The sequence below is a fragment of the Methanobrevibacter sp. genome, from assembly GCF_017468685.1.
GTDB lineage: Archaea > Methanobacteriota > Methanobacteria > Methanobacteriales > Methanobacteriaceae > Methanocatella.
In genome coordinates this window covers 40,431-55,578 of the sequence record NZ_JAFUHT010000009.1, presented here as the reverse complement: position 1 = coordinate 55,578, position 15,148 = coordinate 40,431, and the positions used below count along the sequence as shown (strand labels likewise).

Below are 15,148 nucleotides of genomic sequence, written 5' to 3'. Positions count from 1 at the left end.
TGATGGAGTTCAAAAGATTTTCAAAATATCAGACATTCATCCTGCAAAGATCATGATTAACGGAAATATGGAGTTTGAAAACATTCCTATAACCACCATAATTAACGAATTTAAAAAGAAAACCGATTTCAATAAATTAAAAACAATTGAAGATATTAAAGATAGCTTTTTAAGCTTCACTCACAATTACTCCCCAACATCTGATTTCGAGGAATACCTATCATACATTGTTGATGATTTTAAAGAAACAATATTTCTTGAAATTGAAGAATATGGATTCAACAAAGTAATTTCAACTAAAAAAAGAAAAGAAATCTATCCTTTCATTAAAAAATATTCTAAATTCAATTTCGAATTTAACGACATCATTCCTGAAACTGAAGATAGAGAAAAATATCGTGAAATTCTTTGGGAAATATTCTCATATGAACTCAGATTTGCTGGAACAGGAATAATAATTGCAGGACATAATATAAATAGTCCTTATCCATCATTTTTTGAGTTGAATATTCATTGTAACAATGAAAATGGAATAATATTTGAAGAAATCGAATCAAAAATCGATTTTGAAGATACAATAATAAGAATTTATGCAATGAATGATGAAGGATATGCATTTTTCACTGGAGTAAATGAAGAATTCATAGAATATATTACTAAATACATCAATGAAACTAATGAAGAAATAGTTCAAAAATTAAATCTACACTTGAAAAAGAAAAAATAACATCAAAAGACAATATTTTAGAAGAATTAATCAATATATTAGATGAAGAGTACTCTGATTTAAATATTATGATTAATTTTTTTAGATTTGATGTTTTGGACAATACCTCTAAATCCATTGAATTCATACCGAACAATCTTCTTTGTACATTAGCTGATGAAATTATAAGATTAACCGGAATAAAACAAAAAATATCTTCAGAAGATGAAAATGTGAGTGTCAATAGCCATATTTCATTAATAACAAAATTGAATGGATTTCAATGGGTTAAATTCGATGATAAAATACTTTAAATATTATGAAATATAATTTAATGATATAAAAGGTGAAAATATGATTTTTGTACCAAAAGAAATGACCAAAGCAAGTATGAACAAACGCTTTGAAGAACGTAGAGAACGTAAAAGGAAAGAAAGAGAAAAAATGGAAATTGAAATTAAAGATTCAAATAAACAATAATTCAAAAAATAGAATTTAAACTTTAAATTTTAAAATCTAATGATACTTTTAGAAGATTCAATCATTAGATTTTTTCTACTAACCCCGCCATTCATTAACTTTATTAAATCTTAAAATCAAAAATATACTTGTAATAGTCATGATTTTTTAACTTAATACCTCCACTATTAATTATTTTTAAAACCAACAGGGTGATTTGCATTAACTCTCAGGAAATTAGATACTTCTACAGGAATATTGTAAAAACTGGTGATGTATACAGAGTCAAATATAATAATAAGGACTATGGAGAGTTTAGAAAATTATCCGATGCATTATATGAAAGGGACGCACTGTTTTTCTGTAATTTCGATTATGATCTGCTTGTTGAATGCGACCTTGAAAACAAGTATGAAAATATGGAACTTCCACCATTTCCAGAAAGAAGACCTAAAGGAAGAATTAAGGGAACAAAAGTTAATAAAACAGAAAGGGAAGGAGAAATTCTGTTTAATCATAAAATCCGCAAGTTCTACATTCAAAAAGGTGATGAAAGCATTGGAAGCTACGATACGATGACCGAAGCTTTCTATTATAAGAAACTTTTGATGGATAATAACTGGGACATGAACGTTTTAAAAACAAATATTACCGAAAGAATCGAAGTAAATATTGTCATTGACCAAAACAAAGAATATAAGGTTCAGCTTAACTTCTGTCCTAAGTGTAAAAACAGATTAAAAATCGGCGAGGAAGAGTGTCCTTCTTGTGGTATTAACATTAAAAATTATTTATCAAATAATTAAAAAAAGGATAGAGAATAATTATTCTCCATCAGCATATTTGTTTAATGATTTAACATTCATTTCACTATTTTGTACAGCCTCAATAGCATTTAAAGCTGCTCTTGCACCTGCCAATGTAGTCACATATGGTATGCCTAACTCAATAGCTAGACGTCTGATAATATAACCGTCTTTTGCAGATTGCTTACCTTCGGAAGTGTTAATGATTAAATCAATTTCCTTATTAAGGATTGCATCCCTGATGTTAGGAGATCCTTGGGAAACTTTTAGGACTTTTTCAACATTATCCAAACCTGTTGCATCTCCTGTACCTGCAGTGGCGACAAGGTCAAATCCTAGAGTTGCAGCTTTTTCTGCAATAGGTCTGATTTTTTTCTTGTCAGTTTCCTTAACACTCATGAAGATTTTACCTTCAGTAGGCAATTCCATTCCCGCTGAAAGCTGTGATTTATAAAATGCCATTCCGAAGTTTTCATCAATACCTATACTTTCCCCTGTGGATTTCATTTCAGGTCCAAGCACAGTATCGGATTCAGGTAATTTAAGGAATGGGAATACAGATTCTTTTACAGCAACATGGTCTATTTTGATTTCCTTGGTCAAGTCAAAGTCTTTGAGTTTTGCGCCGTTCATTATCCATGTTGCAACTTTTGCAAGTGGCACTCCGATTGCTTTACTTACAAATGGAACTGTTCTACTTGCACGAGGGTTTGCTTCGATAATGTAAACCATTTCCTCATCAAGTTTTACTGCATATTGAATGTTCATCAATCCTTTGACATCCAATTCCAGTGCCAATTTTTTAGAGTTTTCACGGATTGTGTTCAATATATGTTCAGGTATTGTTTGAGGAGGTATTACACATGCAGAATCTCCTGAATGAACACCTGCTTCCTCAATGTGCTCCATGATTCCTGCAATGAATACATCTTCACCGTCACATAGCAAATCAACATCCAATTCAATTGCATCCTCAAGGAATTTATCGACAAGAATTGGATGGTCAGGAGATACTTTTACTGCCTCTTTCATGTATTCTTCAAGTTCGTTGGTATCGTAAACGATTTCCATCGCTCTTCCACCAATAACATATGATGGACGTACAAGAACTGGGAATGTTATTCTTTCAGCAATTTCTTTTGCCTCTTCAAAGGAGTTTGCTGTTCCATATGGTGCCTGATGAATGTGCAGTTTTTCCAGAAGTTCTGCGAATAATTCACGGTCTTCTACTCTGTCAATGCTTTCATATGGTGTTCCCCATATTTTAACACCTGCATTAGCTAAAGGCACTGCAAGGTTGATTGAAGTCTGTCCTCCGAATTGGACAATTACACCATCAGGTTTTTCCTGTTCAATTACACCCATTACATCCTCAAATGTTAATGGCTCGAAGAACAGTTTATCTGAAATGTCATAATCTGTACTTACGGTTTCAGGGTTGTTGTTGATGAGTATTGTTTCAATTCCATCCTCTTTTAATGCTAGAGATGAATGTACACAACAGTAATCAAATTCTATACCCTGACCTATTCTAATTGGCCCTGCACCGAGAATAACTACTTTTTTCTTAGTGGTTGAGGTTAATTCATTACCTTTATCATAGCTACTGTAGTAGTATGGTGTTTTTGCCTCAAACTCTGCTGCACAGGTATCTACCATCTTATATGATTGGTTGATGTTGTATCTTTTAAGCAGGTTTCTGATGTATTCTTCAGTCTGACCGGATAATTCTGCTAAGCGTTTGTTTGAACATCCAATCTGTTTTGCTTTTCTTAAGTAGTCTTCATCATCTAATTTTTCAGCAGTCACATCGTTTTCAAAGTTGACGATGTTTCTGATTTTATATAAGAAGAAATTGTCGATTTTGGTGAGTTCACGGATTTTACCAATTTCCATTCCATCTTTTATAGCGGAATAGATTTGGAAGTATATTAAATCAGTTGGATGAGCTAAGTCTTCTTCTGTGTATTCCACATATTCAAATCCGTCAAAGCCCATGTCAAGTGATCTTAATGCTTTCTGGAATGCCTCCTCAAAGGTTCTTCCGATTGCCATCACTTCACCGGTTGCCTTCATCTGAACTCCTACTTCACGACTGATTCCTTTGAACTTGTCAAACGGCCATCTTGGGATTTTGATAACCACATAGTCAATTGCAGGTTCAAATGATGCAGGTGTTTCCTTAGTAATGTCGTTTTTGATTTCATCCAAAGTCATTCCTAAAGCGATTTTTGAGGATATTTTAGCGATTGGATAACCTGTTGCTTTTGATGCTAATGCACTACTTCTTGATACACGTGGGTTTACTTCAATTACCTTGTATTCATCGGTTTCAGGATTTAGTGCAAATTGGATGTTACATCCTCCACGGATTCCTAAAGCCCTTATAATCTTGATTGATGCATCACGCATTTTTTGAATGGTTTCATCACATAAGTTTAAGATTGGAGCAACTACGACACTGTCACCAGTATGAATACCCATCGGGTCAATGTTTTCCATGGTACATACGATGATACAGGTGTCTTCCTTATCCCTCATTACTTCAAACTCAATTTCTTTCCATCCAAGAACTGATTCGTCAATGAGAACCTGATTGATGAAACTCATATCCAGCCCATGAGTTGCAATCTCAATTAACTCTTCCTCATTGTGAGCAATTCCTCCACCGGTTCCACCTAATGTGAATGCAGGTCTGACGATTACAGGATATCCAATTTCTTCAACTGCTTTAAGCGCATCTTCAACGCTTTCTACAGCTTGACATTTAGGAATTTCCTCTCCGATTTCATCCATAAGGTTTGCAAACAAGTCCCTATCTTCCACATCTTTAATGGTTTGTACATCGGAACCTAACACCTTGATTCCTTCGAGTAATCCTAAATCTCCAAGTCCTGTTGCAATGTTTAATCCGGTTTGTCCACCCATTGTTGGTAAAATAGCATCAACTTCTTCTTCTTTTATGATTTTTGCAACAATTTCAGGAGTTAATGGTTCAGTATATACAGTATCTGCCATTCCTAAGTCAGTTTGAATTGTAGCAGGATTACTGTTGACAAGTACTGTTTCAATACCTTCTTCTCTTAGTGATTTACATGCTTGTGAACCGGAGTAATCGAATTCTGCAGCCTGTCCAATTTGGATAGGTCCAGAACCAATAATCAATACTTTTTTAATATCTTTATCAACTGGCATTAGTAATCCTCCATCATTTGATTAAATTCATCAAAAATATGTCTTGTATCGTTTGGACCAGGGCCTGCTTCAGGGTGGTACTGGATACATTTCAATGGCAATTCCTTGTGTGAAATTCCTTCAGGAGTTCCATCATTTAAGTTGATTTGAGCCAATTCCAAATCAGTTTCCTTCAATGATTCCTTATCGATTGTGAAACCATGGTTTTGTGATGTTATGAATACTTTTCCAGTTGCTAAGTCTTTTACAGGTTGGTTTTCTCCACGGTGACCGAATTTCATTTTATATGATTTTGCTCCAAAGGATTTTGCAATCAGTTGCTGACCCATACAGATTCCGAATATCGGCAATCTGTTTGAGAGTTTCTTCATGGTTTCTATAGTTTCACTTACTCTGTCAGGGTTTCCGGGTCCTGATGTAATCATTAAACCGTTAGGAGAGTAGTCAAGGACTGTTTTATAATCAGTGTCATATGGGAAAAGTACCACTCCAATATCCCTTTCCAAAAAGGAGTTTATGATGTTCTTTTTGACACCGCAGTCAATTAATGCAACCTTTTTGTCTGCATCCTCATTGAACATTTTGATTTCCTTTGTGGACACTAACGGCACAACATCAATATCTTCAATGCTTGGTTGGGAGCGTGCCATTTCAAGCAATTTATCATCAGCAATATCTTCAGTTGTTATTGCTGCTTTAAGTGAACCTCTTTCACGGATTTTAAGTGTTAAGTCACGTGTATCGATTCCGCTTATTCCAGGGGTTTTGAATTCTTTTAGGAATTCATCCAATGTTTTTTGAGGTCCCCAGTTTGATACTTCACGGCAGACTTCACGACAAACAAATCCTTCAACCTGAACCTTATCAGATTGATACCACTCTTCACTTACTCCGTGATTTCCTTCCAACGGGTAAGTGGACATTAATATTTCTCCTTTAAAAGACGGATCAGTCAAGGATTCAGTATAACCACCCATACCTGTTGAAAAAACAAGTTCACCCAATTTGGTGGTTTCATAACCGAATGCTTCGCCTTTTAAAACAGTTCCATCTTCCAAAGCCAATTTAGCTATTTTTACCATTAAATCACCATAATAAAATATAAAAATTTACTATCTTTATTATATTTTATTTTAATATATTATTAAACTTTGTTTTTTAGTGCTTTAATTCAGATTTCTGAAAATTTTTTGTGAATAATTGAAAGATATTTAACATTCAAAATAAATAGTATAACTTAAAAAAATAAAGGAACCAAATATGAGTAGAAATACTGAAAGACTGGCCAAAAGGCAATTAAAAAATCCTGCAGAATACAAGAGGTTTCAAAAGCTAATCAAGGAAACTAAAATATATGCTTCCCCCGAAACATTAACCGGAGAACTGAGACCTTATCAAAAAATCGGCTATTCATGGCTCATTCAAAATATCCGATACAAATTCGGAAGCATTCTGGCTGATGATATGGGGCTCGGTAAGACAATACAGGTACTATCTACAATTCTATTTTATAAAGAAAAGGGTCTTTTGGAAAACAAGTCCTCACTGATTATTGTTCCTCCCACATTGATTTCAAACTGGGAAAATGAGATTAAGAAGTTCACTCCAGATTTGACCTATTACATTTACCACGGATCCAACAGGACATTTCCATTGGAGGATTATGATATCATATTAACTTCCTATGGTGTTGTTCGCCTTGATTTGGACATGTTTTTGGATGAAACATGGTTTTTATGCGTCATTGATGAAGCGCAAAATATTAAAAATCCGAGTACTGAACAGACAAAAGCCATTAAGGCAGTACCTGCAAGAACAAAAATAGCTCTCACAGGCACTCCGATTGAAAATAAGCTGATGGATTACTGGTCCATATTTGATTTTGTAAACAAGGGATACTTATCAACAAAGGATGACTTTAAAAGAAACTATGTCATGCCGATTGAAAAACTTGAAGATGAGGAAACTTTGGATAATTTAAGGACAATAGCCAAACCCTTTGTCATGAGACGTTTAAAAACAGATGATGACATTAAAAAGGAACTGCCTGACAAGCTGGTAAATGACATCTACTGCACATTGTCCAAAAAGCAGATAAAACTGTATAACGCTATTTTAGAGGAGATTTTCTTTGATATTGAAAATTCCAAGGGAATTCAAAGAAAAGGAATAATCCTTAAGATACTGACTGCCCTAAAGCAGACCTGCAATCATCCTGCACAGTTTCTAGACATTAAAAAGCCCAAAATTTCAGAATCCGGAAAAATGGAACTTTTAGTCAATGTCCTGGAAACCATTCTTGATAACGATGAAAAGGTAATAATATTTACTCAGTACGTTGAGATGGGCAAGCTGATTCAGGAGCTGATTTCCAAAAAGTTCAAACAGGAAGTTTTGTTCCTTCATGGCTCCCAAACTCTTAAAGAGAAAACTGAAATAATTGATACATTCCAGGAGGATCCTGATTACAAGATATTTGTTGCAACTCTTAAGACTGGAGGAACCGGTTTGAACCTCACTGCTGCAAGCAACGTCATTCATTATGACCTGTGGTGGAATCCTGCAGTTGAAAATCAGGCTACTGACAGAGTGCATCGTATTGGCCAGGACAAAGATGTGATGGTTTACAGATTCATCACCAAAGGAACACTTGAAGAGACTATTGATGCCATAAGCAAACACAAGACAGATCTTGCAGCCAAATCAATCAGCAATGATGAAACATTCATTACCGAAATGAATGATGAAGAATTAAAAGAAGTGTTGAAATTAAGATTGTGAATCTTCAATGTTCAAACTAAAGTTAAGGCTTCTAGAAGCATGTGTCAATGCACCGATTGAGATGATATCAACACCTAATTTTGCATAATCCACTATTGTTTCATCAGTGATACCTCCTGAAACTTCAATTAATGAGTTTTGACGAATGTTTAACTTATTGAGTTCATCAATAACTTCTTTTGTTTCATTAGTATCCATATTGTCAAGCATAACTATATCCGCACCGTTTTTAACACATTCTATTGCATCATCCAAACTTTCAACTTCAATTTCTATTTTTTTAGAAAAGCTGACGTTTTCCTTTGCTTTCAATAGTGCATCCAGAGGTGACCTGCAGGTTGCAATATGATTATCCTTGATTAAAACCATATCATCCAGGCTAAAGCGATGAGTGTCTGCACCTCCAACTTTCAGTGCATATTTATCGAATTTACCGAGAGCAGGTGAAGTTTTACGTGTTCCTGCAACTCTAACATCATAATCCTTAACCAGATTGACATAGCGATTGGTTGCAGTTGCCACACCGCTCATTCGCATGGACAAGTTAAGAGCAGTTCTCTCCAGCAATAAAATTGTTCTAGCATCTCCTAAAAATGACATCAAAACATCCCCTGAAGATATTTTTGTTCCATCCTTTAGCCAAAATTGAACTTTTACCCCATATTCTTCAAATAATTCACGAATAATATCAATACCTGCTAGAATACCATCATCTTTTGAAACAATGCTTCCAGATACAATTTTTCCATCTTCAACTACAGCATTAGAGGTGATGTCTCCAAACCCTTCATCCTCTGCCAGCATATACTCCATAATCTTATCCATTGCATCACCTAAAAATTTAATATAATTATGAATATATATTATTCTAAGAAATATAAAAGTGATTACATTATGGAGATAATATTTTTAGGAACTTCATCTGCAGTTCATTCAAAAGAAAGAAACCAACCTTCAATTGCTCTTAAAGCATTTGGAGAGATAATATTATTTGACTGCGGTGAAGCAACTCAAAGACAACTACTTCACACTAATGTAAGTCCTATGAAAATCTCTAAAATATTCATTACCCATTTCCATGGAGACCATATTCTGGGCCTTCCAGGACTTCTGCAATCAATGAGTTTAAATGGTAGAGACTCAAAATTAACAATTTACGGGCCAAAAGGATTGGACAAAGTTAAAAATGCAATTTATTCTTTAGGTTACTGTGCAATCGATTATCCTGTTGAGTTTATCGAAATTGATTCAGGAATCATTGAAGACAATGAACAATATTTTATTGAAGCACAAAGAGTAAAGCACAATGTTCCGGCATTGGCTTATTCAATTGAAGAGAAGAAAAAACCTAGATTTTTACGTGAAAAAGCAATTGAATTGGGCGTTCCTGTTGGTCCTGCATTTGGAAAGTTACATAACGGTGAAGAAGTTGAAATTAATGGAAATATAATAAAGCCAGAACAGGTACTGGGAAAACCAAGAAAAGGTAAAAAAATAACTTATTCAGGAGATACCAGGCCTTGTGAAGAGATGATTATGCTTGCCCGTGATTCTACAATACTTATTCATGAATCCACATTCATTGAAAAGGAAAAAAGAAATGCCGAAGAATATGGGCATTCGACATCAATCGATGCAGCATACATCGCCCGTGACTCAAACAGCAAAGAATTGATTTTAACACATATCAGCACAAGATATGGTCCGGAATATGGTGAGATCATGCTTAAGGAAGCTCGTGAGATTTTTGAAAACACAAAATTAGCCAAAGATTTTATGGAAGTTGAATTATGAGTGATATAAACATTCCCTTACTTGATGAACCAACACTAACATTGATTTATATTCTTGTAATTATCGGGATAACACTTATTGTAACCCGTATAATTGCACGTTCAATGAATAGAATGGATAGATTCAAATCAGACATGACTGCAGTTCATCTCGTACGTGACATAATCAATTCAATAATATATTTCATTGCATTGATGATAATTTTACAGTTCTTTGGAATTAACCTAGCAGGAACCCTGTTAAGTGTAGGTATTGTCGGTATTGCAGTGAGTTTTGCTGCAAAAGACATTATTTCAAACCTCTTTTCAGGAATAGTATTGATTTTAGGTAAAAGTATCAAAGTGGGAGATACAATTGAAATCAACAACAAAAAAGGATTTATCGAAAGAATCACACTCAGATCAACAATCATTGTCGATGACTATGGCGTCAGAGAGATTATTCCAAACTCCACATTGACAAATCTTCCTTATTTACTGTTTAAAACTCCTGAAAAGTATAGGGTGGATATATTAACTGGATTACCACCCCATATTGATGTTGAAAATTTCAGAGAATACATCATAAGGAAAATGGAAAGTTATGATGAAATCGCCAAAAACCCAAAACCCGATGTTTATGCAAGAGAGATAACTTTTGAAGAAAACAGATTAAAAGTTTCATTTTGGGTAAATAATTTTAATGATAAGGACAAATATAAAATAATAATAATGAATGATATTAGAAAATATGTAAAAAAAGGTGAAAAAGATGAGTAGTGCACTTCAAGACGAGATTTTAAAATTAAAAGAGGAGAAAAATGCTATAATCCTTGCACATAACTACCAACCAAAAGAAGTTCAAGAAATCGCTGATTTTCTTGGAGATTCACTTGAATTGTGTATCAAAGCTTCCCAAATTGATGATAAAGATTTAGTAATATTCTGTGGTGTGGATTTCATGGCAGAAACTGCTTTTATTCTAAATCCGGACAAAAAGATAGTCATACCTACACTTGAAGCTGAATGTCCGATGGCACATATGCTTCCAGAAGAAGAATTGCTAAAAGCTAAAGAGGAACATCCTGATGCCGGAGTTATCCTTTATGTTAACAGTATCGCTGAAGCTAAACAGCACGCAGACACATTATGTACTTCAGCAAATGCAGTTAAAGTTACTGAAAGCCTACCTCATGATAAAATATTATTCGGACCTGACAAAAACTTAGGAACACATGTTGGCGATAAAATTGATAAGGAAATTATTCCTGTTCCTAAAGACGGTCACTGTTATGTTCACAGACTATTCCACATTGAAGATATTGAGCTTAAAAGAGAGCAATATCCTAATGCTGAAATAATTTGCCATCCGGAATGTAATATAGATGTTCAAAAGGCAGCAGACAAAGTGATGTCAACTGGAGGAATGTTAAGATACATTGCTGAAAGCGATAAGGAAGAATTTGTTATTGGAACAGAGATTGACATGATTACAAGAATCAATTCAGAAGTTCCAGGCAAAAAGTTATATCCTTTACTTGAAGGAGCAATTTGTGAGACTATGAAACTGCACACTCTTGAAAAAATTAGAGATTCCCTCGTTAATGAAGCTCCGGAAGTGACATTACCTAAAGATGTTGCTGATAAATCAAGAAAAGCAGTAGAACATATGCTAAATGTTTCAAAATAGCTAGTATAACTAGCTACTCTTTTTTTACTTTTAAATTATCTAAAAATTCCCATAATTCTTCATCAATGCGAGGATCATTTTCATAACTAATATAATCCCTTTTCGGTTCAAATAAAATTAATTTGCAGTTTTCAATCAGATTTTCCAATGGCATGAAATCAAATTCGGGAGTATAATACATGTCATTATTTGAACTGATGATTAATGCATCAGCTTTAATATTAATTAATTTATCTTCAACATTATACTCCAATATTGCATCATTACGAAGTTTAAAATCATATATATCTACAAATAATCCATCATCAACGAAATCATCCATTAAAACATCAATTTCTGCATTTGACATGTTTTGAAATATGTTTTTAGAAAAATAATTAGAGTACAACAGTTTGTTAATGGAAACCATAATTCTGGATAATGAATCATTATATACATCAGAATAGTAATCGTCAGATGATTCAATCATACTCTCCATAGCTTTTGAAACAACATACCTATAGCCATTTGTTTTATAAGAACTGCCATTGACTATAATAAAATCCATTTCATCAGGATATTCGCACGCCCAGGTATAAATCTCATAACCTCCAACGCCACGACCGATTAAACCATGCACATTTTCGATGCCAAATTTTTCTTTAAGAAATTGTCTTTTAAAATTTACCCTGTCCAGAATAGTATATTTTGGAAACTTGTGTTTTAATCCTGTAGATGAAGGAGAACAAGATTCCGTAAAACCTAAAGAAGTGATTGATATGAAATAATAATTATTAAAATCAAATGGTTTTCCCTCACCGGTAATCCTGTAAAGATCACTTAATGAAGAGTAGTTACTATTGAATTTATGACAGAAAACGACAACATTTTTTATATTGCCTTCATCATCATATTTTGGAGTTCCTTTTGCCATATACTCAACAACAACATTGTCCAGTACATTACCTGATTCAAATTCAAAACTATCTAAAATATATTTGTCATATTCAACAACTGATTCACTATTTTCAACCATACGATCACAACAAACTCTTGTTAATAATAATAAATTAAACAAAGTATATAAAATTACCTTAAAATCAATGTACATAATATAACAATATATGAAAAATTATCACATATCTTCTAAAAAACTTGATAAAAATATATTCATTTCAATTTCTTCACGGGAAATAAAGTCATCCAATCTGAATTTTGCAACTTCACTTCCGAAAGGATATAACTCATCATCAAAATTCATTGTAATTATAAGGTCATTGCCTTCAATTCTTGTTTTCTCTTCAAGATTATCGTTCAGATAATTTAATTGTTCACAAGACAAATCAGAAACTAAATATTCGACAAAATTAACTTCCCCTTGACCATAATCAATTACTTTAACAATCATCAAAATTCTCCATAAACTCTTTTAATTCATTGCGAATGCTTTCCAGCTCATTGAAGCATAAATGACCCAACTTAGAATCCATAACTATTAATTGAGAATCATCAATCATCTCACTCATAGGAATCCCATCCAATTCCGGTGGAAAATGAGGGTCCTGTTTGCATGAGATAATCAGCACTTTTGATTTGACTTTATCCAAATCATTTTCAACATTGAAATTCATGCAGGACTCATTGCAATATTTTAAATCATAAATATCGGTTTCAAGCATTTCATTTCCAAAGTTTTCAAACTCAGCAGCCAATTCAACATTAGACATTGCCCTTAAAGATTCCTTTGAAAGACCAAAATTAAATTCCGCTAAATTGGCCAATCTTAAAGTCCTAATCAATGAATAAGTTAATTCCCCTTTTGCATAATCCGGATCTGAAGTTATGATTTCATCAACAAATTTTGATAGAATGAAATCATGGCCTGCAACCTTATAACTGCTTACGCCAGTTATTAAAAAGTCTGCAAAATCAGGATACTTAATAGCTGAAGTTAAACCGACAAAACCGCCCATTGAATTTCCAATAATACCTAAAACATGTTCAATGTTAAATTTTTCTTTCAGGAATTGCTTTTGAAAATTAACCACATCCAAAATAGTATATCTTGGAAATTTATTATTCAGACCGGTTGTTGATGGTGAACAGGAACTGGGAGAACCTAAAGCAGTTATTGAGATAAAAAAATATTTGTTTTCATCAAAAACGTCCCCATTGCCAACCAAAGGAGCAATTTTTTTCATTGATGAATATTTACCTAAAGAACCGTGACAATAAACAATAGCATTGATTATTACTCCATTTTCATCAAAAATCGGAGTTCCGAAAGTCATATACTCCACTTTAACATCATCAAGCATTTCCCCATTTTCAAATTCAAAGGATTTTAAAGTAAAATATTCATTTTTACTTTCAAAATATTCATCATCGTAAATTTAAATTCCTCCACAAAACTATGTATATTGGTTTTAAAAACAAATTATTTAAATTAATCTAAACAATGTTAATTGTGATGAAATATAAAATTTTAGAAAATCCAAATTGCGAAGATGCATATGATTTGATTGAAGAGGCACTTAGGAAAAGAGCCACAATACTTATTTTTGCATGCTGTAAAGTAAACTATGAAGGAAGAGCCCTCAGTGAATTAAACTGGGGAGAACGTATAATTATGATAAAGCCGGATGGAGCATTTTTAATCCATCAAGAAAAAAAGGTAGAGCCTGTAAATTGGCAACCTCCTAAATCACGAACCAGAACCTATATAAAAAATGACAATTTATTCTTAGAAAGTCACAGGAGAACCCCAAAAGAATTATTAACTGTTGAGATAAGGCAAATCCAATTCATCAACTATGCCAATATCGAAGACTTTGAAGAACTTGAACAGGCAGGATATGAAAAAGACATGGGTGATATGATAATGGAAAAACCTCATGTTATTGAAGAGGGTTTTACCCCAACTGCTCGAGAATATAGTGTTGAACACGGATTTATTGACATTTTAGGAAAAGACAGTGACAATAACCTAATGATATTGGAGCTAAAAGCACGTAAAGCAGGAGTAACTGCAGTAAAACAACTTAGAAGATACATTCAGGACTTAGAAAATACTGAAAATGATTATTTAAGAGAAGTTGAAGCTGAAAAGAAAAAAATAAGAGGATTGCTTGTTGCCCCATCAATTATGGATGATGCTTTAGAGATGATTGAAGAGGAAGGCATTGAATTTGTATCAGTTGAACCTCCCCGTGAGCTAAAAAGAGATAAAAAAGTAACACTGGATTTCTTTTAGTCCAGTGCATCTTCAATTCTTTTTAATTCATCTTTATAAAATTGCTTTGTATATTCATTTGCAGGAATTGAAGTGGTAACATGACAATCTTTTTCCAATTTATAAATAAGATATTCATCGCTTTCAAGAGGAATAGAGTCATTTTCATCTAAAACTTCCAGATTTTCCAATTCATCCAATATATTTTGATATTCTTTTTCTTCAAGTTCAACGATGTCATCCAATTTCATTTCCTGAACTTTTGGATTTAATTGCAGTGCAATTGCTACAAACCCATTAACTTTTTTATCTGATAAATCAAATTGAGAAGCTCTAATTTCATCCATAGAAAATTTAATATGAGTTATTGTATTTTTAGTAACTGGAATCTCATGAGATAATCCGATCTGATTAATTTCATAATGATTTTTCCATTCACCAATCTTATAAACTGCATAATTTATATCATCGATATTTATAGTTTTATCATCTGCCATAATATCACTCTTCATTAAATATATTTTTATA

At 33.2% G+C, this 15,148-nt stretch carries 16 protein-coding genes; 9 read left to right on the top strand and 7 right to left on the bottom strand.

Going from position 1 to position 15,148, the window contains the following annotated elements:
• The 4 genes from IJ258_RS01625 to IJ258_RS01610 all read left to right on the top strand — a co-directional run.
• Positions 1-727: hypothetical protein (locus IJ258_RS01625; RefSeq protein ID WP_292802000.1), on the top strand; the 727-nt coding region annotated here is incomplete at its 5' end.
• A 68-nt stretch (positions 728-795) separates the two neighbouring features.
• Positions 796-1,020, top strand: coding sequence for a hypothetical protein (locus tag IJ258_RS01620; RefSeq protein WP_292801998.1), 225 nt, complete (start codon positions 796-798; stop codon positions 1,018-1,020).
• 40 nt (positions 1,021-1,060) lie between these two features.
• Positions 1,061-1,186 carry a hypothetical protein gene (locus IJ258_RS01615; protein ID WP_292801996.1) on the top strand — a complete coding sequence of 42 codons (126 nt, stop codon included), beginning with the start codon at positions 1,061-1,063 and terminating at the stop codon, positions 1,184-1,186.
• A 191-nt stretch (positions 1,187-1,377) separates the two neighbouring features.
• The gene (locus IJ258_RS01610) at positions 1,378-1,971 is read left to right on the top strand and encodes a zinc ribbon domain-containing protein (RefSeq protein ID WP_292801983.1); all 594 of its coding nucleotides are present in this window, start codon (positions 1,378-1,380) and stop codon (positions 1,969-1,971) included.
• Between the two features lie 18 nt (positions 1,972-1,989).
• On the opposite strand, the gene carB is transcribed toward IJ258_RS01610, so the two are convergent.
• Both carB and carA read right to left on the bottom strand, forming a co-directional pair.
• Positions 1,990-5,166 (bottom strand): carbamoyl-phosphate synthase large subunit, encoded by a 3,177-nt coding sequence (carB, locus tag IJ258_RS01605; RefSeq protein ID WP_292801981.1) that lies wholly within the window; start codon positions 5,164-5,166, stop codon positions 1,990-1,992.
• Entirely contained in the window at positions 5,166-6,248 is a 1,083-nt protein-coding gene (carA, locus tag IJ258_RS01600) for a glutamine-hydrolyzing carbamoyl-phosphate synthase small subunit (protein WP_292801978.1), read from the bottom strand. The genes carB and carA overlap by 1 nt, the downstream gene beginning before the upstream one ends.
• Positions 6,249-6,426: 178 nt before the next feature.
• Here carA and IJ258_RS01595 point away from each other — a divergent pair, with 178 nt between their 5' ends.
• Positions 6,427-7,947, top strand: coding sequence for a DEAD/DEAH box helicase (locus IJ258_RS01595; protein ID WP_292801976.1), 1,521 nt, complete (start codon positions 6,427-6,429; stop codon positions 7,945-7,947).
• Here IJ258_RS01595 and nadC read toward each other — a convergent pair.
• On the bottom strand, positions 7,936-8,772 hold the full coding sequence (gene nadC, locus IJ258_RS01590) for a carboxylating nicotinate-nucleotide diphosphorylase (RefSeq protein WP_292801974.1): 837 nt from the start codon (positions 8,770-8,772) through the stop codon (positions 7,936-7,938). The two genes, IJ258_RS01595 and nadC, sit on opposite strands and share 12 nt — an antisense overlap.
• Positions 8,773-8,841: 69 nt before the next feature.
• Here nadC and rnz point away from each other — a divergent pair, with 69 nt between their 5' ends.
• Genes rnz through nadA form a run of 3 tightly spaced genes read left to right on the top strand, consistent with a single transcriptional unit; the run spans position 8,842 to position 11,409 of the window.
• Positions 8,842-9,741, top strand: coding sequence for a ribonuclease Z (gene rnz, locus IJ258_RS01585; protein WP_292801972.1), 900 nt, complete (start codon positions 8,842-8,844; stop codon positions 9,739-9,741).
• Positions 9,738-10,499, top strand: a complete 762-nt coding sequence (locus IJ258_RS01580) for a mechanosensitive ion channel family protein (protein ID WP_292801970.1) — start codon at positions 9,738-9,740, stop codon at positions 10,497-10,499. Before rnz ends, IJ258_RS01580 begins: the two co-directional genes overlap by 4 nt.
• A complete protein-coding gene (nadA, locus tag IJ258_RS01575; protein WP_292801968.1) occupies positions 10,492-11,409 on the top strand; it encodes a quinolinate synthase NadA in 918 nt (305 codons plus the stop codon). The genes IJ258_RS01580 and nadA overlap by 8 nt, the downstream gene beginning before the upstream one ends.
• A gap of 13 nt (positions 11,410-11,422) precedes the next feature.
• Here the strand turns inward: nadA and IJ258_RS01570 are convergent, their stop codons facing one another.
• The 3 genes from IJ258_RS01570 to IJ258_RS01560 all read right to left on the bottom strand — a co-directional run bounded on the left by IJ258_RS01570 (position 11,423) and on the right by IJ258_RS01560 (position 13,706).
• The gene (locus IJ258_RS01570) at positions 11,423-12,424 is read right to left on the bottom strand and encodes an alpha/beta fold hydrolase (RefSeq protein ID WP_292801966.1); all 1,002 of its coding nucleotides are present in this window, start codon (positions 12,422-12,424) and stop codon (positions 11,423-11,425) included.
• Positions 12,425-12,523: 99 nt separating this feature from the next.
• Positions 12,524-12,796, bottom strand: coding sequence for a DUF5750 family protein (locus IJ258_RS01565; RefSeq protein ID WP_292801964.1), 273 nt, complete (start codon positions 12,794-12,796; stop codon positions 12,524-12,526).
• Positions 12,786-13,706: an alpha/beta fold hydrolase gene (locus IJ258_RS01560; RefSeq protein WP_292801962.1), complete on the bottom strand. Its 921-nt coding sequence runs from the start codon at positions 13,704-13,706 to the stop codon at positions 12,786-12,788. Before IJ258_RS01560 ends, IJ258_RS01565 begins: the two co-directional genes overlap by 11 nt.
• Positions 13,707-13,858: 152 nt before the next feature.
• Here IJ258_RS01560 and nucS point away from each other — a divergent pair, with 152 nt between their 5' ends.
• Complete coding sequence (gene nucS / locus IJ258_RS01555) at positions 13,859-14,641, top strand: endonuclease NucS (RefSeq protein ID WP_292801960.1); 783 nt, start codon at positions 13,859-13,861, stop codon at positions 14,639-14,641.
• Here the strand turns inward: nucS and IJ258_RS01550 are convergent.
• The gene (locus tag IJ258_RS01550; RefSeq protein ID WP_292801958.1) at positions 14,638-15,117 is read right to left on the bottom strand and encodes a hypothetical protein; all 480 of its coding nucleotides are present in this window, start codon (positions 15,115-15,117) and stop codon (positions 14,638-14,640) included. The two genes, nucS and IJ258_RS01550, sit on opposite strands and share 4 nt — an antisense overlap.
• Positions 15,118-15,148 lie beyond the last annotated feature (31 nt).

What these genes read in the sequence shown, in the direction of transcription:
- IJ258_RS01620 (WP_292801998.1), top strand. Translation starts at nt 796, where the DNA reads ATGATTAATTTTTTTAGATTTGATGTTTTGGACAATACCTCTAAATCC.
- IJ258_RS01615 (WP_292801996.1), top strand. Translation starts at nt 1,061, where the DNA reads ATGATTTTTGTACCAAAAGAAATGACCAAAGCAAGTATGAACAAACGC.
- carB (WP_292801981.1), bottom strand. Translation starts at nt 5,166, where the DNA reads ATGCCAGTTGATAAAGATATTAAAAAAGTATTGATTATTGGTTCTGGA.
- carA (WP_292801978.1), bottom strand. Translation starts at nt 6,248, where the DNA reads ATGGTAAAAATAGCTAAATTGGCTTTGGAAGATGGAACTGTTTTAAAA.
- IJ258_RS01595 (WP_292801976.1), top strand. Translation starts at nt 6,427, where the DNA reads ATGAGTAGAAATACTGAAAGACTGGCCAAAAGGCAATTAAAAAATCCT.
- nadC (WP_292801974.1), bottom strand. Translation starts at nt 8,772, where the DNA reads ATGGATAAGATTATGGAGTATATGCTGGCAGAGGATGAAGGGTTTGGA.
- rnz (WP_292801972.1), top strand. Translation starts at nt 8,842, where the DNA reads ATGGAGATAATATTTTTAGGAACTTCATCTGCAGTTCATTCAAAAGAA.
- IJ258_RS01580 (WP_292801970.1), top strand. Translation starts at nt 9,738, where the DNA reads ATGAGTGATATAAACATTCCCTTACTTGATGAACCAACACTAACATTG.
- nadA (WP_292801968.1), top strand. Translation starts at nt 10,492, where the DNA reads ATGAGTAGTGCACTTCAAGACGAGATTTTAAAATTAAAAGAGGAGAAA.
- IJ258_RS01570 (WP_292801966.1), bottom strand. Translation starts at nt 12,424, where the DNA reads ATGGTTGAAAATAGTGAATCAGTTGTTGAATATGACAAATATATTTTA.
- IJ258_RS01565 (WP_292801964.1), bottom strand. Translation starts at nt 12,796, where the DNA reads ATGATTGTTAAAGTAATTGATTATGGTCAAGGGGAAGTTAATTTTGTC.
- IJ258_RS01560 (WP_292801962.1), bottom strand. Translation starts at nt 13,706, where the DNA reads ATGCTTGATGATGTTAAAGTGGAGTATATGACTTTCGGAACTCCGATT.
- nucS (WP_292801960.1), top strand. Translation starts at nt 13,859, where the DNA reads ATGAAATATAAAATTTTAGAAAATCCAAATTGCGAAGATGCATATGAT.
- IJ258_RS01550 (WP_292801958.1), bottom strand. Translation starts at nt 15,117, where the DNA reads ATGGCAGATGATAAAACTATAAATATCGATGATATAAATTATGCAGTT.